This is a genomic window from Pectobacterium punjabense, from assembly GCF_012427845.1.
In the GTDB taxonomy this organism is placed as follows: Bacteria; Pseudomonadota; Gammaproteobacteria; order Enterobacterales; family Enterobacteriaceae; genus Pectobacterium; species Pectobacterium punjabense.
This window is the reverse complement of sequence record NZ_CP038498.1, coordinates 4,482,327-4,501,478: the sequence shown is the minus strand read 5'-3', so window position 1 is coordinate 4,501,478 and position 19,152 is coordinate 4,482,327. Positions and strand designations below refer to the sequence as shown.

12 protein-coding genes are annotated in these 19,152 nt (G+C 55.2%); 8 read left to right on the top strand and 4 right to left on the bottom strand.

Annotated features, from left to right (window positions below; genetic code table 11):
* The first annotated feature begins 16 nt into the window (after positions 1–16).
* The 8 genes from E2566_RS20390 to E2566_RS20355 all read left to right on the top strand — a co-directional run bounded on the left by E2566_RS20390 (position 17) and on the right by E2566_RS20355 (position 12,098).
* Positions 17–1,126 carry an ATP-binding protein gene (locus tag E2566_RS20390; RefSeq protein ID WP_107169109.1) on the top strand — a complete coding sequence of 370 codons (1,110 nt, stop codon included), beginning with the start codon at positions 17–19 and terminating at the stop codon, positions 1,124–1,126.
* Between the two features lie 182 nt (positions 1,127–1,308).
* Positions 1,309–3,873: a DUF5682 family protein gene (locus E2566_RS20385; protein ID WP_107169110.1), complete on the top strand. Its 2,565-nt coding sequence runs from the start codon at positions 1,309–1,311 to the stop codon at positions 3,871–3,873.
* Positions 3,870–5,009: a VWA domain-containing protein gene (locus tag E2566_RS20380; protein ID WP_107169111.1), complete on the top strand. Its 1,140-nt coding sequence runs from the start codon at positions 3,870–3,872 to the stop codon at positions 5,007–5,009. The genes E2566_RS20385 and E2566_RS20380 overlap by 4 nt, the downstream gene beginning before the upstream one ends.
* On the top strand, positions 5,006–7,078 hold the full coding sequence (locus E2566_RS20375) for an SWIM zinc finger family protein (protein WP_107169121.1): 2,073 nt from the start codon (positions 5,006–5,008) through the stop codon (positions 7,076–7,078). The genes E2566_RS20380 and E2566_RS20375 overlap by 4 nt, the downstream gene beginning before the upstream one ends.
* A 293-nt stretch (positions 7,079–7,371) precedes the next feature.
* Positions 7,372–8,559: a sugar transporter gene (locus E2566_RS20370; protein WP_107169112.1), complete on the top strand. Its 1,188-nt coding sequence runs from the start codon at positions 7,372–7,374 to the stop codon at positions 8,557–8,559.
* Positions 8,560–8,590: 31 nt separating this feature from the next.
* Positions 8,591–9,493, top strand: coding sequence for a CDF family cation-efflux transporter FieF (gene fieF, locus E2566_RS20365; protein ID WP_107169122.1), 903 nt, complete (start codon positions 8,591–8,593; stop codon positions 9,491–9,493).
* Between the two features lie 207 nt (positions 9,494–9,700).
* Positions 9,701–10,663, top strand: coding sequence for a 6-phosphofructokinase (gene pfkA, locus E2566_RS20360; protein ID WP_107169113.1), 963 nt, complete (start codon positions 9,701–9,703; stop codon positions 10,661–10,663).
* A gap of 505 nt (positions 10,664–11,168) precedes the next feature.
* Positions 11,169–12,098 (top strand): LysR family transcriptional regulator, encoded by a 930-nt coding sequence (locus tag E2566_RS20355; RefSeq protein ID WP_107169123.1) that lies wholly within the window; start codon positions 11,169–11,171, stop codon positions 12,096–12,098.
* Here the strand turns inward: E2566_RS20355 and E2566_RS20350 are convergent.
* From E2566_RS20350 to E2566_RS20335, 4 genes are all read right to left on the bottom strand, one after another.
* The gene (locus E2566_RS20350; RefSeq protein ID WP_107169114.1) at positions 12,085–12,813 is read right to left on the bottom strand and encodes a DUF6250 domain-containing protein; all 729 of its coding nucleotides are present in this window, start codon (positions 12,811–12,813) and stop codon (positions 12,085–12,087) included. The genes E2566_RS20355 and E2566_RS20350 overlap by 14 nt on opposite strands.
* On the bottom strand, positions 12,813–15,584 hold the full coding sequence (locus E2566_RS20345; protein ID WP_107169115.1) for an exo-rhamnogalacturonan lyase family protein: 2,772 nt from the start codon (positions 15,582–15,584) through the stop codon (positions 12,813–12,815). The genes E2566_RS20350 and E2566_RS20345 overlap by 1 nt, the downstream gene beginning before the upstream one ends.
* Positions 15,585–15,588: 4 nt before the next feature.
* On the bottom strand, positions 15,589–17,859 hold the full coding sequence (locus E2566_RS20340; protein ID WP_107169116.1) for a TonB-dependent receptor: 2,271 nt from the start codon (positions 17,857–17,859) through the stop codon (positions 15,589–15,591).
* A gap of 82 nt (positions 17,860–17,941) precedes the next feature.
* The gene (locus E2566_RS20335) at positions 17,942–18,949 is read right to left on the bottom strand and encodes an ABC transporter substrate-binding protein (RefSeq protein WP_107169117.1); all 1,008 of its coding nucleotides are present in this window, start codon (positions 18,947–18,949) and stop codon (positions 17,942–17,944) included.
* Between the last annotated feature and the right edge of the window lie 203 nt (positions 18,950–19,152).

Genomic DNA, 19,152 nt, shown 5'->3' with positions numbered 1-19,152 from the left:
GAACAGAGACACGAACATGGAAAAACACCCATCGACGGCCAGCAATGTGCTGCGTCAGCATGCTGAAATTCGCTTTGCGGATGAATTAGCGCGCCTGACTAAAGCGGACGAAAATAACCCTAAGCCGCAGGGCTGGCTGCGCTCGCCCCGTGCGGTGCGGCAGTTTATTTTAGGTGACGAGGCCTTAGAGATTTCCGCCAAATTTTTTGGTGATAATGCGCTGGTCGATCGCGCAATCGTGACGCTGCTGGGGAAACAGGGATTGATGCTGGTTGGCGAACCCGGAACGGCAAAATCCATGCTGTCTGAGCTGTTTGCCGCGGCTATCTCGGGTGATTCTGGCCTGACGATTCAAGGCACGGCGGGAACGACTGAAGACCATATCAAGTATTCATGGAACTATGCGCTATTGCTTGCTGAAGGCCCCACCGAGCGGGCGCTGATCGGTTCACCGCTCTATCAGGGAATGATGCAGGGCAGGATTGTTCGTTTTGAGGAAATCACCCGCTGTCCACCGGAAATACAGGATGTCCTGGTTTCGTTGATGTCTGAAAAACAGCTGATGATCCCTGAAATGGGTGAACAAGGGCGGATCAGTGCCAAACCCGGCTTTAACCTGATTGGCACGGCGAACTTGCGCGATCGCGGCGTACATGAAATGTCAGCGGCATTAAAACGGCGCTTTAACTTTGAAACCGTGAGGCCGATTCAAGATCCTGAATTCGAGATCGCGCTGATTCAAATGCAGCTTACGCGTGAACTGGGCGAACTGGCTGCGCTGGTCACTGTGCCACCGAGCGTCATTGAACTGCTGGTGACCACATTCCAGGAGCTTCGCTCCGGCAATACGCGCGACGGTGGCAGCATCAAAACACCGGATGCGGTGATGTCGAGTGCGGAAGCCGTCAATATTGCCTATGCCTCCGCGCTTGAGGCGCATTATCTGGGCGATAACACGCTGAATGCGGGTGCCATCGCACGCCAGATTATCGGCGTGGTATTAAAAGATAATCCTGACGATGCGAAACGTATGCGTTACTACGTGGATAACGTGGCGCGGGAACGGGCAAAAAGCAGCGATGACTGGAAAGCGTTTTATGATGCCTCACGACAGTTTTGGAAGTAAGGCCGTGGCCTAATGCCGGTCACTTAAGCCTCATAGTAGGAGAAACACAGGGATGAGGTTCCCGCAGGGACACCTCGCCCTGTGGTCACTCCGTGTATCTCGGCTTTTGAACGATCGGCATTAGGCTGTAGTCCATTGTTACCGATTACTTCACGGACTCTTTTTCATGAGGAAGCGCGCCAGTGAGTCTCTCGAACATCGTACTGCCCGCACGGATGAAACAGGCGCTGGCAACATGGGATTTTTTGCAGTCGCAGCAGATCTATTTCGCGCCTGTGCGCCACCATAGCCCTGCGTGTGCCTATGGTTTGTTGTCATTGATTGAAGATATCCACCCCGATCACATCCTGATCGAGGCACCGGTCAGTTTTAATCACCTATTGCCTGATTTGCTTCACCCTGACGCGAAGCCCCCTATCGCGGTGATGGGACAGGCCGACGTTCAATCCCGTGAGCCGCAAGACGGTGAAGCGCCGCAAACGGCGACGCGTAGTGCTTTTTTCCCTTTTTGTGACTACTCGCCGGAATGGGTGGCTCTGCACGCCGGGCATCAACACGGCGCGGCATTGCGCTTTATTGATTTGCCGTGGGTTGAGCAAATCGCGATTGAGGAACGGCAGGATGATGTCAGCCAAAGCCTGCAAGCAGAACGCTATCTCGCTCATAGCCAGTTTATTTCGGCACTCGCCAGGAAATGCTACTGCCGCGATCACGATGATTTATGGGAGCATTTATTTGAATTGCGCTCGATTGAGGCGCTGAGCGACTGGCAACAGCTTTTCCGCGATACGCTGGTTTGGTGTGCGCTGGCGCGACTGGATTATGAGCCTCAGGTGTTGGAAGCCGAGGGCTCTGCGCAGCGTGAGGTACATATGCTTGCCGCTATCATGCAGGTTCGTGCTGAAAACCCGACGGGAAAAATTCTGGTCGTCACCGGTGGTTTTCATTCTCTGGCGCTGCTCGAAGGGCTGTCTCACGACGCTAAGTCATTCAATGTTTTCACGGATGCCGCGCAAAAGCAGTACCAAAAACAGCTTAAGCAGGCAGAAAAAGATCACGCGTGGCTGATTCGCTATAGCTTTGACAGATTAGATGCGCTCAATGGATATGCATCCGGCATGCCTGCGCCTGCTTACTACCAGCGAAGCTGGCAAATGCTTATGACGCAGCGGGGCGATCGGCGGGCGGAAAAGGCGTTGCCGCCGCTCACGACTCAGGAATATCGCAATAACATGGGGATGCGTTTTTTGTCTGAGGTTGCCAGCATGCTCCGTGCTAAAGCTTTTGACGATCCCCCCAGCTATATCACGGTAAAAAATGCGGTGGAGCAGTGTGTTCAGCTTGCAGCATTGCGCGGGCATGACGGCCCTGGCCGTTACGATCTGCTGGATGGGCTACAGAGTAGTTTTATCAAAGGGAGTATTGATGATGCGCAGAGTGAACTGTGGCTTGAGATTCAAAAAACATTCTCTGGCCATGCGCTAGGACAGATTCCGGCAGGCAGTGCGACGCCACCGCTGGTTGATGAAACCTATCGGTTAGCGAAATATCATCGTTTTAAACTCGATGACACGCTCGTCAAACTAAGCCGCTTAGATATTTATCGCAACCCGCAGCATCGTGCGCGTAGCCGCTTTCTTCATTTGCTGAGCTTCCTTGAAGTTGGCTTTGCGACGCGCAGTAACGGCCCTGATTTTTTGGGCGGTCACAATCTCGATCTGCTCTTTGAAGAGTGGCACTATGCGTGGACGCCGTCGATCGAAGGGCGATTGATTGCGCTCTCGGAGAAAGGAAGCCAGCTCGAAGCGATTGCCATCGATAAAGTGGTCTATCTGGAAAAGCAGTTAGAGGAACAAGGGCAGAATCGGTCGAGTAAAAATGCGGTGCATGTGCTGATTCAGGCAGCGCTATTAGGGCTACAGTCGCGTTTAGCCGGGCTATTTCGTTTATTACATGATGATATACACAACGATTTCCGCGTAGATTCACTCGTTGAATGCGGGCATAGTCTGATTCATCTCTGGCGTGGGCGTGATTTTCTTGGCTTACGCAATCAGCCTGAATTAACGCAACTCTTGCTTAAGCTGGTTTCACAGGCGCTGTTTTGTTTACCGACCATCACGGCAGGCGATGAATCCCAGCAGGAAACGCATTTTACGGCACTGCTTGGCTTGCGCGAGCTGATTGAATTTATGCCGACGCTCACTCCCTCCAGTACCGCCAGCCGTGATTTTTACCACCAATTGCAGCAGGTCTCCCCAGAGTTAAAGGACGTGCCGTTATTAAAAGGAGCGGTTGATGCGCTGCGCTATCTCGGTGGTGACATTGATGAGCGCGCTCTTGATGACAACCTATCGCGCGTCTTTAGTCAGGGGAGCGAGCCTGAGCAAGCGGTGCGCTATTTTGTGGGATTAATGCGTGCGGCTCCTGAGCTCATCATCAAGACCCCGCGCTTGGTCGATAAACTAAACACACTGATTTCGCAGTGGGATGACGACCGTTTCCTGCATGTGTTGCCCGACCTGCGCTTTGCCTTCAGCCAACTTACACCGAAGCAGAATGCGACGTTAGCGAGCTATATTGCCGAGCAATGCGGTTTCTCTGAGCCGGATATGCACCTTTGGCAAGCGGATTTCACGGAGCGGGAGATGCTACAGACGATGCAGTTAAACCAACAGCTGCAACAACAGCTGGCGGAAAACGATTTACTGTCATGGTACGAAACAGAGAAGGGGCCAGCCCGATGAGTGCTCATGATGATAAAGAAAAAAATGGCAAACGCTGGCGCTTGATTCTGGGCCACTATGCCGATGAGGCATTAGGTCAGGCGGCATTGGATGCGCAGGATCTGAAAGTGGAACGCACGCTGGATTATCTGTATCGCCGTGAATATCAGCGCCGTGGCCTCAAACAGGAAGGTGGACGCCACGGCTCTTTGGATCAGTCTCAACTGACAGCGGTGAACTGGCTGAATCAGGCGCGTAAATTATTCCCCAGCAGCACCTTTGAGCGGATGCAATCGCAAGCGATTGAACGCTATGAAATCACGCATTTATTCAACGATCCGCAAGCTCTGCAAGCCATGGAACCTACGCCAGCGCTCGCTAAGGTGCTATTGAGTTTGCGTGGCCGGATGAATGAGCAAACGCGTGAGGCGGTACGCGATATTATTCGCAAAGTGGTTGATGAGATATTACGCACGCTGAGGCCGACCTTTACGAACGCGCTTACCGGTCGCCGTAATCGATTCCGACGCTCGCCGATTGCCAGCAGTCAAAATTTCGACTGGCGTGCCACGATTGCGGCCAATCTTAAGCATTTTGATCGCGAGAAGCAGCGACTGGTGATTGAAACACCGCATTTTAATTCACGCATGCAGCGGCATATGCCGTGGGATGTCATTCTGTGCGTCGACCAAAGTGCTTCGATGTCCAGCTCGGTGATGTACGCGGCGGTCTGCGCCAGCATTCTGGCGACGTTGCCTGCGGTGCGGGTTTCTTTAATCGTGTTTGATACGCAGGTCGTGGACTTGTCGCATCTTGCCCATGATCCGGTCGAGGTGCTGATGACGGTTCAACTCGGGGGCGGGACGAACATTGCGAAAGCCATGCAGTATTGCGAACAGCGTGTACAACATCCGAAACGTACTATCGTGGCGTTAATCAGTGATTTTGAAGAAGGCGGTGCACTGAATCACCTGCTCAGTTGCGTGCAGCGCATGCACAGCCAGCAAGTCACGCTGTTAGGGCTGGCGGCACTGGATGAGGCGGCGCACCCGGTCTACGATGCCGCAATCGGGCAAAAGCTGGCCGACCGTGGCATGCATGTCGCCGCGTTAACGCCGGAGCACTTTGCGCAATGGCTGGCGGAGGTGATGCGATGAGCTGGCAACCTCTCTACCTGAATTATGATGAAGAGGCGCTGAGCGTTTTTGCCAATGTGGGTTTACTGCGCCGAGCTAAAAAAGATCTCGCAGGCGACAAGGTGACGTTGGTGACTGACGCGGGGCAAGAAGGGCATTTTGCCAGTGATGGTCAGAAAGTGGTGCTTGATGCGCAGGGGATACAAACTGCACGGTGCGATTGCCCGGCTACCGGCTGCTGTAAGCACATTTTGGCGGCGGTGTTGTGGCTACAAATCCATGCTGAACGGGATGCGGATCAAACGGCTGTCCTCTCTGAGGAAACAGTAGCACCGCCGATAGACGTGCTCGCCGAGATCTTGCTGCTTGATCCCGATGTCTTAATGAAGCAGGTCGGCAAAGTGCAAACGCGGCATGCGGCGCGATTTGTACAAATGTGGGCGGAAGCGTCGGTGAGAACGGAGCCGCTGGCAAACCAGCTTAAAATTTACCTGCCAGCGCTGGAAAGCCCCGTGATCTATCTGGCCGGAACGGGGTTGACCGGCATGCTGTCGGATTTCTTACGTGAGAAGCAGCCTGCTTTGCATCTTGCCGCCATTGCCCGCCTCTTTGCGGAAAATCAGCGCGTCTGGCCGTGGCCTGCGGATTGTTTCGCTCAGGAATCGAGTGAGAGGGCGTTAAATGCGGATGAGCAGGCGCTGATTGCTATGCTGAACGCGTTTATCCGTGACGTTATGAATCAGGGGCTGTCGCACATCAGTAAAAGTAGTGCGCGGCAGCTTCATTTGCTGAATATGTCCGCCCGTGCGGAAGGACTGCCGCGATTGGCGGGCTACCTGCGCACGCTGAGCGGGCAGGTCAGCTTATTAGCCGAAAGGCATTACAGCCTGGAAGAACGTGATGTCCTGCTGTTTATTGCCCGCCTGTCGGCGTATTTATTCCAGCTTGGGCAGGCGAGCCCTGAACGCTTGCTGCTGCTGCGGGGGCAGGTGCGGCGGCAGTATCAACAGCAGCCTGAGGCGCTATCGCTTGTGCCGTTAGGGACGCAGTGGTGGGTGACAGAAGGCGGTGCGCGCGGTGCGACCTTTTCGTTTTGGGAGAGTGAAAACCAGCAATTACTGCATTGCACGCAAGCGCGTGCCGATCGTCATGATGTGACGTTCAGCCAGCAAAGTGTGTGGCAGGGTCAGGCCATGTGGAAACAGTTGGGTGAGCACATCATGCGTGCCCCGTTTACGCTGCACCACCCGCGCTTTTCTGATGACGGCAAATTGGCCGCTGGCGGTGAAAGCTACGCGAACCTTGATGGTACGCCGTGGCCTGCTGCTGCGTATGAGCAGTGCAAATCGACGGGGGGAATTGCCGACTGGTCGCAGCTATTTCGCTATTTTGAGCAAGAGAATCAGGACTATCCACAGCCTCTGCTGCTGCATGTACATCGCTATGAACCCGTGGTCTGGCATGAGGTGGAGCAGCGTATCGTCTGGCCAGTTTTTGACGACGCGGATAATGCCCTGTACCTGAGCCTCAACTGGAAAAAGGCACAGCACCAGCGGATAGACAGGCTTAAACAGGCCACACAGCAAAAGTGGAAGATTGTGGCGGTGCTGGTTCAGCCTCGTCGGCGTGGGAATGATATCGATCTTCATCCCTATTCTCTGTTGGTAAGGGAGGGCGGGGTGGTGAAGGCGTTCAGTCTGGATTTTCAGACCGTTAAAAGTGAGAAGAAAGCGCTGGGTTTTATTAGCCATATTCAAACCATGCTGGCTGAGAAGAGGCAGCGAAAAACGGTACAGCGTCCACCGCTGACGCTGGCACAGCGCATTTGCCAGCCGATCCTTGGTGTATTGGATGCACAGGCCTGCACTGGGCGTCGGCATTTAACCACAACGCAAAGAGAACAGTTGCAGCACGCCATGAAAACCGCCAATGAGCTGGGTCTAACGCTCGTTGAGCGTGCGTTGTCGCACTATATAGCGCAGCCCCAACCTGAGGTTGATAGCCTGCTGCGGGTCGTCTTTCTTTGCGACAGACTTCAGCGTTTGCAAAACGGCTTACCGATTGTGCTACGCCAAGCTTCATCCGCGTAACGCGCTTTTCCCGTCGGAAGCAGAATAAAAATAGGGCAAGAAAGGCACGAAAAAAGACAGCGTAAGGGAGTGGTAACGCGTAGAATATGAGCACCAAAAATGATGCTCATGAATGTTCCCTTACCTGTCTTCAGGCTTTTGGCTGACATCCTCATAAAAGCACGCTGAAACATCGTTGGCCGCTCGCCATTACATGGCGATGTCATACTTTCCCTGTACCATTGCTCCATCGCGTTAGCCTCTGCCGTGACAGGGGGGCGCATTCTTTTATTTTAACTTTTGATATCAATACCATGACCCGTTCTCCCCGTTCGACCGCCTGGTTACGCGTCGTCAGCCTTTCTCTGGCGGCATTCATTTTTAACACCGCCGAGTTTGCCCCTGTCGCGCTGTTGTCAGATATCGCCGCCAGCTTTTCCATGAGCGCCGCACAGGTTGGGCTGATCATTACGATTTATGCCTGGGTAGTTGGGCTGATGTCGCTGCCTTGCATGCTGTTGTCCAGCGATATGGAACGACGCAGCCTGCTGATCAAAATCTTTATCCTGTTCGCTATCAGTAATGTGCTATCTGGCCTGGCCTGGAATTATTGGGTTCTGGTCATGGCGCGTATTGGCGTGGCGCTGTCTCATGCGGTGTTCTGGTCGATTACGGCATCGTTGGTGGTACGTCTGGCACCTGCGGATAAAAAAGCGCAGGCGTTGAGCCTGCTGGCGACCGGGACGGCGCTGGCGCTGGTGCTGGGATTACCGCTAGGACGCGTGGTCGGGCAGTATCTGGGCTGGCGCGTGACGTTTGTCCTTATTGGCCTGATCGCCGCAGTGATTATGCTGGGTCTGATGAAGCTCCTGCCCGTGTTGCCGAGCAGCAATTCCGGTTCGTTAAAGAGCTTGCCTCTCCTGCTGAAGCGCCCTGCGCTGCTGTGTGTATACGGCCTGACGGTCATGATCGTAACGGCGCACTTTACCGCCTACAGTTACATCGAGCCGTTTATCCAGAAAGTGGCGTTGTTGAGTGAAAACTTCACGACCATTCTGCTGTTGATTTTCGGCGGTGCCGGAATCATTGGCAGCATGTTGTTCAGCCGCTACAGCAGCAAGTATCCGGCAGGCTTTCTGATTGTATCGTTCGCGTTTCTGGCGGTGTGTTTATTGCTATTGCTACCGCTGTCATTCAGCGGCTGGAGCCTGTCGACGCTGTGTATCGTCTGGGGGATTGCCATTATGGCGCTGAGTTTGGGTATGCAGGTCAAGGTGTTGACGTTGGCATCGGACGCAACCGACGTGGCGATGGCGCTCTATTCGGGGATTTATAATATTGGGATCGGCGGCGGTGCGCTGCTCGGTAATCAGGTCATTATCCATCTTGGCCTGCCCGATATCGGCTACATGGGGGCGGCGATGGCGGTGTTGGCGACGATGTGCTGTATTTTCACGTTTGTTCGCTATTCCCGTGTGTTAAAAACGTCATTAACGAGCTGAATCCGGGCAACAGACCTTCTGTGAGGGCATGATGAATCCACACTATGCACGTTTGGTGACGCTGGCGGCAGTGAGCGCAACCGCCGTGGCGCTGGTGTTGTTTGTGATGAAAGTGTTCGCCTGGTGGCATACCGGTTCGGTGAGCCTGCTGGCGTCGCTGGTCGATTCGCTGGTGGATATCGCCGCGTCGCTGGTGAACCTGTTGGTGGTTCGCTATTCGTTGCAGCCAGCGGATACTGAGCATGCGTTCGGCCACGGCAAGGCAGAATCGCTGGCCGCGCTGGCGCAGAGCATGTTTATTTCCGGTTCGGCGCTGTTCCTGATCCTGACGGGGCTGCAACATTCTCTGGAGCCGCAGGCGTTGCACGCGCCGGAAGTGGGCATGTGGGTGACGCTCATTGCACTGCTGGCTACGCTGTTGCTGGTCTCGTTCCAGCGCTGGGTGGTTAAACGTACACACAGTCAGGCGGTACGGGCGGATATGCTGCATTATCAGTCCGATCTGCTGATGAACGGTGCGATTCTGCTGGCGTTGGCACTCAGTTGGAAGGGCGTTACGCGTGCTGACTCCCTGTTTGCGTTGGGGATTGGCGGCTATATTTTATATAGCGCGTTACGTATGGGGTATGACGCGGTGCAGTCGCTGCTGGATCGTGCGCTGCCGGAGGAAGAACATCGTGCTATTGCCGAGGTGATTGTGAACTGGCCGGGTATTCGCGGTGCACATGCATTGCGCACCCGTCGCTCTGGGCCAACGCGTTTTATTCAGCTACACCTGGAAATGGATGACGCCCTGCCGCTGGTTGAGGCACACCAGATTGCGGACGATCTGGAGCAAGCGTTACGTAAACAATTTCCGGGCGCCGACATTATGATCCATCAGGACCCGGTTTCCGCCGTGCCGGAAAACCAGCGTGGCAGGTTGGCGATGTAGGCGACGGTATTTTCAGCATTTAGTGTTAAAAACGTGATAGGTCATGAAAATTTATGCACAATGTAGCCTGACCTGAATCAATTCAGCTTCGGGTGTTTGTTATAATATGCTAATAAAAGAACAAGGTGTTGCTGCCTGCGTAACAGCGGTGGTGAGTTTACGATAGAAGAATCCTGCAAAATTACATCTACAAGTCCAGAGGTTGTCATGATTAGAAGAATCGGAGTGTTGACGAGCGGTGGCGATGCACCAGGTATGAATGCGGCAATTCGGGGTGTGGTTCGTGCTGCACTGTCGGAAGGGCTGGAAATCTACGGCATTTATGATGGCTATCAGGGCTTGTACGAAGATCGCATGGAGCAGTTGGATCGCTACAGCGTATCGGATGTGATTAACCGTGGCGGCACGTTCCTCGGTTCAGCGCGTTTCCCACAGTTCCGTGACGAAGCGGTGCGTCAGGTGTGTGTGGAAAACATGAAGAGACGCGGTCTGGATGCGCTGGTCGTCATCGGCGGTGATGGTTCTTACATGGGTGCCAAACGTCTGACGGAAATGGGTTTTCCCTGTATCGGTTTGCCCGGCACGATCGATAACGACGTAGCGGGAACGGACTACACCATCGGTTACTTCACCGCGCTGGAAACCGTGCTGGAGGCGATTGACCGCCTGCGCGACACCTCTTCTTCTCACCAACGTATTTCGATTGTCGAAGTTATGGGACGCCACTGCGGTGACCTGACACTGGCGGCAGCGATTGCCGGCGGCTGTGAATTCATCGTCCTGCCGGAAGTGCCGTTCAGCCCGGAAGATCTGGTTAGCGAGATTAAAGCGGGCATCGAAAAAGGCAAAAAGCACGCGATTGTGGCAATCACCGAGCTGGTGTGCGACGTCGATGAACTGGCGAAATACATTGAGCAAGAAACGGGACGTGAAACCCGAGCCACCGTACTTGGCCACATTCAGCGCGGCGGTTCGCCGGTCGCGTATGACCGTATTCTGGCTTCTCGCATGGGCGCCTATTCTATTGAACTGCTACAGCAGGGCTACGGTGGCCGCTGTGTCGGTATCCAGAATGAGAAAATGGTGCACCACGACATCGTTGATGCCATCGAGAACATGAAACGTCCGTTCAAAGGCGACTGGCTGGATACGGCGAAAAAGCTGTTCTGACCCCGAGCGGACGCTCGCTCTCCGTCTCTTCGTCCATTTTTATGCGGACGCTGAGACGGTTTCGTGCGCGCTACTGTCGCTATCCTCATGCTACCTCGTAGCACGCGCCCGACACGGGGCGGCTCACGCGCCGCTCGCCCCGTGACCCCTGGCTTTCGGCGTGAATTATGCCGCTACGCGGTGCCTTCGTCGGTATCTGGCTTAACGGACCGCTTTCGACACGCTCCATGCGTGGCGCAAGCTTTCGCGGCGTCCATGCCGCTCATCCTAAGCCCGCTATCTCCTCAGCATAATTTTTTACGCCGGATAACGGCAAAACCTCCCGATGTTTCTGGATTGGCGTATAAGAGACTGCGCCAGGCACCAGCAATGAGTGCTTCCCCCATCGTATCAACCGCTTTAGATATATAACCAGTAAGCATATAAACATCGGTTTTATTATTTTTTCTGCACGATTAGACCTGTTAGCCTGAAAATTCCTTCCGTCCTGATGACACGCCGCGCTATGAATATCGATCTTCGCCAACTGCGTCACTTTATTGCCCTGATTGAGCATCGCAATTTTACCTCGGCGGCACAGGCGATGAAGCTGTCCCAATCCGCTTTCAGCCGCAGTATCCAGTCGCTGGAACAGACCATTGGGACGCGTTTGATCGATCGTATGAACCAGTTGGAACCCACGCCTAAAGGGTTGGTGGTGCTGGAACACGCGCGTCGCCTGATTAATCAGACACACGATCTGTTTAACGATATTCAGCAATTTAATGAGAAAGAGGCGGGCGAAGTGAATTTTGGCTGCGGCCCTGCTCCCGCCGCCTGGCTGATGCCGCAGGTGATCGGAGCGTTCTCCCGGCTGTATCCCAAGGTGCGGATGGTCTTTCGCGTTGATAACTGGCAGGCGCTGGGCCATCGGCTTATGGCCGAAGAACTGGATTTCATTGTGGCGGATATGCGTAACTTTGAATTCGATACCCGCTATCGGGTACAGCCGTTGAGCCAGCATCGCTGGGGATTTTGCTGCCGCAGCGGGCATCCGCTGGCGGCGCAGGAAGCGATTACCGTTGAGCAATTCTTCTCCTATCCGCTGGCGGCAACGATTCGCCCGCCCAACCTGCACCGTGCGCTGGTGCAACTGAGCGGTAAACTGGATATTCGCACCAGTATTGAGTGTGAAAATGGCTACAGTCTGCTGGATGTGGTACGTCATTCAGATGCCATCGGCACGACCAATCACTTCAATGAGCCCGAACGGCACGGCCTGCATATGTTGAAGATTGCGGGTCTGGACGACAATACCGACGAATTCTATACCCACTACGGCATCATTTATCTGGCGGACGCCCGCCTGTCCCTGCTGGCGCGTAAGCTGATCGACACCTTCGTGCAGATCGATGGCGACCTGCACGGCGTGCCCGTGTCGCTTACAGCGGGGTGATGCTGAACTCACTGATTTCCTGACGTGAAAATACCGTCCGAAAGCCGAAATAGCCCGGAGCGGGCGTGTGTGTATAGCTGGCGCTGAAATAAAGCACGTCCTCAACCCAAAAACGCGTTTCCCGCCGATCCACTTCAATCACGATACGATAGCGATGATGAGGACGCAGCAGATGCGCGGCATCGGTGTATTCACCCAGTAGCAGGCGCTCGCCGTGACCGTCGTAGTAACGAAAGCGCGTGGTGCTGTTCCAGTTGCCGCCCATCCCGACATAGTACAGGTTCAGGCTGTCGTATTCGTTGAGCTTGCCGTGCCGGGTAAACAGGTTCGAATTATGCAGATCGCGCGCGGCCCAGAATTGGTTGAGGTCGGACACGCGATCGTGCGGGCGATCCGCGACCACAAGCTCCCGCGTGAAGGCGATGCGATAGGTGCCTGAGAGCGGCGCATCCAGCCAGATCGTCAGCCCGGCGGCGCTCTCCAGCGTTAGACGTTCGGGCGTGGTCTGGAGCGTGGTGCGGTCAGGGTCTTCTTGTTCCACCTGCCAGCGTAGCGGCTGTCCGTCTAAATCGGTGGACCAGATAAGCGCCGCACGGTGGGGGGAATCGATAACGTTACGTGTGTCGCTTGTCTGTGGCGACAGGAGGAGCGTGTTTTCAGTACAGCTAGGGTCAATCATGATGATGTCCTGTAACGTGCCGCCGGATGGCGGCATTAAGAAGATGCGGGGATGTCATCCAGCAAGGCCAGCAGGGCGATGGCGGTTAATCCCCATTGGGCGACGGCGTTGGTCGCCAGATTGGTTGCCGCGGTACTACCGGAATGTTTATCAATGGTGGAATTGATCACCGGTTCATTAATGGGGTAGAGCACATCAGGCGGTGTCAGGCGTCGCTGCGTGAGTGTTGGGTTAGCAATACCGCCGCTGCCTGCGGTAAATTCTGCCCAGGCACGCTGTGCCAACGTACGATCGTTCAGTTGCCGCGCGGCAAAGGCGGTCAGCCGTGCATGGCCTTGAGCTAAATTAAGTTTCTTCACCGTTTTCCCTACGGCTGCGCTTAACGCAACGGGGTCGTTATACAGCCGACAGTAGTCGAGCCACGCGCGCGTAAAGGCAGGATCGGGCAGAACCTCAACCAGCTCGCTACAGATTTCTGTCAGGCCAAAAACCGCGCTCAAATGCGAAATCTCTACCTGATCCTCAGGTGCAGGGAGGAATCTGCCGGTGTCGGGGTCGATGGCGGCGCTACCGGTGAAAAACCCGTGTGGCTGGGCGGCCAGCGTCTGCATGCTGTTGAGCAAGCGTTCGCGCATTGCTGGATCGCCGTGGCGTTCCCAGGCGGTGAGCCAGGCGGCGGCGACGGCACCCCAGTCGGTGCCGAAACCCAGACTGATATGATTGAGTTTGTCGGGATACGTCTGGCCGATTTTGCGGCCAGGCAGCACCGCACTTAGCGTGCGCAGCGCCTCAACCTGTTCATCCATCAATTCACCGATGCGTTCATCGGCGGTGAGGTAGTAGAGAAAACGGCGGTTGGCGACGGTAGAAATCCGCAACTGTTTAGCGCTGTCGCCCCAGTGGCGAACATTGTGCCGGGACCCTAGCGGGCTAAAGCGTCCCAGATGATGCACGTCGACTTCACCGGTGTGGCGCGTCATGGCTTCCGCCATACGAAACACGTCGGCGCGTCCGCTGTGCAGGAAGTAATACCAGAGCCACAGATCAGTACTCAGTTCCGAGTTATCCCACGCATAGCCGCCCACATCGTAGCGCCAGACGTGACGGTCGCTGTCATAGGTGTGCATGACATCGCCGAAATCCCAGAAGCCGTACCATTTTCGCTGCTCGACCTCCTGCTGGTAGGCGTCGAAATACGCCCCCAACTGCTTTTCCAGACGGGTTCGTGCGGGGGCTGTGGCGGAGGCGGGAGCCCACATCGATCCAAACGCCTGCGCACGATACAAATCCGGTGAGTTCGCCACCAGCAGCGGCGGTTGCTGCATACGCCGTGCTCGCGTCACCAGATTTTCCGCGTCGGGCGTCGCGGGCAGCACATCGATAAACAGTTCGCTGGTGCGCGCCACGCCGACCGCCGAGCCGAAGCCCGGTTCGTAATCTTCATAAGTGATTGCCAGCCCTTCACGCTGTTTGTCATGGGTATCCTGGCCTAAGCCGTCATGATAAAAGCGCATATCCATCGGTTCCGCCCACGGCGACCACAGCCAGAGCGTGACGGTCGCCACGTCGGTGTGGGCATTGTCGATTTCCAGACCGGCGGGGTAGCTCTGCCAGAAATTACGCAGGCCGAACGCCACGCCGCCTGTTGGCGTGCCCAGATAACCGACGCCTGCTGCCCGTTCGCCCGTGGCGGACAGCAACCAACCCTGTCCGGCTTCAGTGCGCTTATGGATCTGAAAACCGTCGGGATGGTGCTGGGTCAGGCGGTAGCTGCCAAACGCGGGAATGTAATCCAGCCGTTTGCCAACCTCCGGTGAAAAATCTGCGATCGGCGGCGTTGCTTGCCCGGCTAGCTGGGCTGCGATAACGGCCGCACCGGGGTCGCGGCGTAATCCGCTCAGACCGCGTACCGCTTCACGAAAGAGTCCACCTTGGTCGGAGACGAAGCGTACATGGCGATCGTGCAACTCCCCCTGTAACGGAACGTCAAATGCCAGCCCAAGTCCCTTCAGGCTAAGCTGTTCGTCATCGTTGTCATAGAGGAGGGTGTGTACCACGCGCAGCGAATCGGTGTTCGCGTAGCTGTACAACCGGATAATAAAGGGGATGTGCTTAACCCCTTGTTGCTGCGCATGGTGCGTACCGCGTAGCGCAATCACCGTGCGCTGCGCCCCGCTTTGCTCTACGGTGACCGTGTCGATCGCGCCCTGATAGGTGTCCTGTGTCAGCGTACTGTCTGTCTCTGCTCCGCGCTGCATACGCAGTACCAGTCTGCCGTTGGTTAACGCTAGCCGACCCTCTCGCCATATTTCTTCGATCAGGCGAGAACCTGAACGTGGAATGACGCAGCGAATACGGCCGGTATCGATTGTCCAGCCGCGCGCGTGCTCGCTAACCATCTCTGAACCTGTCGGCACGTCCTTAACGGAAATCGGACGCAGCGTCAGGCCGTCTTTCGGCGCGGCATCGCCGCCCAGAGCATGTGCCGACCATTTAATCGAGCCGTCCGGCCAACGGGCGAGCGGCCAGCTTTGCAGGCCATAGGCTTGCTGCTGCGCATCGTACAACGCGAAATCACTATCGCTGCGCACCGCCCCCCGCGGCCAGGGAACGCCCCAGGTGACGCCCGTAAACGAACGGGGGATCTGCCCGTCCAGCCAGCGCAGGCTGACCTGCGGTGCAGTTCCGCCAGCGAGGTTGGAAGCCGCCGCCAAAGGCGTAGCGGCAGAGGTCCAGAACGGTGCCGACAGCGCCAGCAGCGTGCTGTCACGTAGGAAGCGTCGGCGTGAATACGTCATCTGCTTCATGACATTACCCCTTGAAGTCGTAACCGACCGATATTCCGACCATGCGCGGTTCGCCAATCACGCCCGTTGTGGCGCTGGAGCCTCTGACGGAGCGGTAGTAGTTCTTATCCAACGCATTTTTCACCCACAGCGATACGTTCCAACGGTTGTCGCCTTGCTTGCCACTCAGTCCGCTAGACAGATTCAGAACACCATAAGCGGGAATACGGTTGCTCTCGGAATCATCGAGCGTACCGTAAGCCCAGCTCCGCCATGACCATTGCCCGGAAACCGAAGCTTGCAGATTGTTTGGCGTATCCCACTGGTAACGCACGCGCGTGTTGTAGCTCAGCTTGGGAGATTTGAAGACGCGCTTTCCTGACATATCGCACGAGACGGCGGAAATTTCTGCCGGGCAGCGGGCGTTAGGGAAGTTCAGATAACTGGCATCCAGCAGCGTACCGGCCAGACTGATGCTCAGGCCATCAAGCGGGCGCAGCGTCAGCTGAGATTCCCCGCCGCGTGAGCGGAATTTCCCGGCATTAATCAGGTAGCTGGTATCCGTTTCTTCGTCATAGGCGTTATTCTGGAAATCTTCAACGACGCTCCAGAACAGCGCGGTATTCCATTCCACTTTGCGCTGTAGCCAGTGGGTTTTAACCCCCAGCTCCGCCGAGCGAGTTTTCTCTGGATCGACGTACAGCGAGTCGATTCCCAACTGCCTTGCTGCCCCAGATGACACGTTCAGGCCGCCGGATTTTTCCCCGTAGCCCAGCGTGAGATAAGGGGTGACGTTGGGTGCCGCAAACCAGTTTAGGCTGACAGAGCCCGAAGGCAGGCGGTTGGTTTGCGAGAGTGGGCCAGAATCAAAGGTTGCGCGGTTCCTGCGGACAAACGTTCCCTCTTTTTTCTCGTAGGTCTGGCGCAGGCCGACAATGACGTCCAGCTTATCGGCGGCGTGCCAGGTTCCGCGACCATAGACGGAATAAACGGTGTCATCTAACGTACCAAAGCGCTGAACGTTAATGCCCTGATAGCCATTTCCTACCCATGTCCGTACGCGATTGTCGTTGTAGTAGCGACTGTTTGCCTCGGTATCGAGGTTCTCTCCCCAGTAATCGACGCCGAGTGAGTAATCGACCTTATTACCTTTGGGTGAATCTAGCCAAAAACTTTGCGACCAAACGCGATCGCGTACATCGGCACCGCTGTCGTTATAGAGCGGAATGTTCCAGTTATCCGCCGTACTGGGTAAGACGCGGAAATAGCGCAATGAGGAGAGGGAATTCAGGCTAAATCCACTCTTCAGTTTCCAGTTGGCCTCGACCGAGCCGCCGCCTTGCGCAACGCGAATGACGTTCTCGTCATCCATAGCGACCTGACGACCGCCAACGACCTTGAGGCCAGTTTGTTCGGCGCGAGTGCGAAAGGCGTCGGTTGCGCTCACCAGAACCGAAACGGGGCGCTGAGTAGAATCACTGTAGTCGCCGGTGATTCTGAGGCTAAAGCTGTCATTGGGCTGATACAGTAACTGTCCGCGCACGCCGTTATTGGTGCTGCCTCCGAGTTTATGGCCGTTTTCGATATTCGTGACGTTGCCGCCGCGTTCAGTGCGTGACAGATTGATGCGCCCCGCCCAGTGGTCGCTGAGTGGCCCGGATGCCATCAGTTTGGATTGCAGATAGCCGCGTTGTCCGAATGATTGCTCCAGTGAGTATTCGGGGGTGAAGGTCGGTTTGCGGGTGCGAATATCAATCGCGCCGCCGGTAGTATTAAAGCCATAGGCGGCACCCTGCGGACCTTTGAGCACGCGGGTGCTGTCGATATCCAGCAAATCGTTAGAGATAACGCCGGGGCGAGACAAATAGACGCCATCGACAAACAGACCCACGCTGCCCGGCATACCAATGTTGGTGCCGCTCTCACCACCATCGCCAATCCCACGAATGGTTACGGTCGTGTCCATCACATCGACGGTATCGACATCCAACCCCGTCACGAGCTGTGACAGCTCCTCAAAGCGGTAGAGCCGCTCTTCTTCGAGCGTTTTACCGTCGATCACCGATGCCAGCGTGGTCGGTGGCTGAATAGGCGTACGCTGGGCGTTCACTTTCACGCGTTTTAGTTGGACGGGGGCAGCGGTTGTCGCCTCGGTTCGAGGTGCATTGTCCGTTGCGATTTGCGGATCGGCTGCCTGCGTCGTGGCGGGGAGCGTTAAAACGCAGCTCATTAAAATGCCTGACGTTATTTTGTTCTGGTGTTTTTTTAAATACGGTTGGTGCTTTTTAAAATACATGGCGTCTTCCGAATGTCGTCAATAGGTGGCCGATTGCCGTGAATGTCACGGCAATACGTGGGTTATAATTTTGTGGGGTAAATTACTGCGTTGCTTTTAGATAAGAATCATCCAGCCATTTATCGACATCAAATGGTTGTCGAATAAGACGCGATTCATCGGCTAATGTGACGGCACGTTTTAATTTTTCCACGAAAGCGGCATCTAATTCGGGTGAAAGACGCTCAGTTAATGGCGGTAACGTATCCCATTCGACGCGTAATATATTTTCCGGGTAACCTGACTGAGTGGCTAATAGCTGAATAAATTCATCTTTATTTTTATTGTCGCTAGCCCAGTTTGCTGCTTCTCGCTGAACTTTAACTAAGCGCCGTAGAATATCTTCGTTGCCTTTGGCAAATTTCTCATCCACCAATAGGAAGCCGCTGAGCTGACCCGCCCCGTTCAGGTCGCGGCTGGAGAGTGGAATATCTGCCAGCCCTTTGTCCCGCAATGAAAGCGTATTGCTGCCGCCCCAGGTGGCATCAATCTGTCCGGCGGCTAACGCCGCGCTGGCGGCGGCGAAATCGAGATTAATCAGCTTAACGTCAGAGGGCTTCAGGCCTTGTGAGTCAAGCGCACTAACGAAGGAAAGTTCACCTGCTGTTCCACGAAAGATCCCGATGCGTTTGCCTTTCAGATCGGCAATTTTCTCAATACCAGAGCCTTTTGCCACGGCCAGATAGTGATTGATGCCGCGTGACGCTACGGCGATCACGCGGGTATCCAGGCCGCGCGAACGACCGATAATGCTGGCTAAATCACCCAGATAGGCCACATCGACCTGATGGTTGCCAAACGCTTCATTAATGACGGGGCCAGCGCCTTTGATGAACGTCCAGCGTACGCTGATCCCATCTTTGCTAAACTCGCGCTCCAGCAGTTTTTGACTGTGGATGACATCGAGCAGGCCGCCGCCGCTGGGTTTTGTACCCGCGCCAATGTCTGGCGCGGCAATACGAATTTCAGTGATTGCGGAGGTGATACCTGACCAGACCATACCCATTGCCAATACGCTGGTCACTAACCATTTTCGTCCTGATGTCGTCATTATTTTTTACCCGCCAGTAATGAAATCGATGAATAGAAATTGTGTTATTGCGCCTGTTTCGAACGGCGTCATATCGTTGCAGAACCACATTTAAAGGCTTGGCAATAAACTGACTAATACAAAAAAAGCATTATTATTTTTAATAAATAGCTAAATCAGTATTCATCGTCTATTTCACCGCTATGCAGCGAACGAAAAAAAAC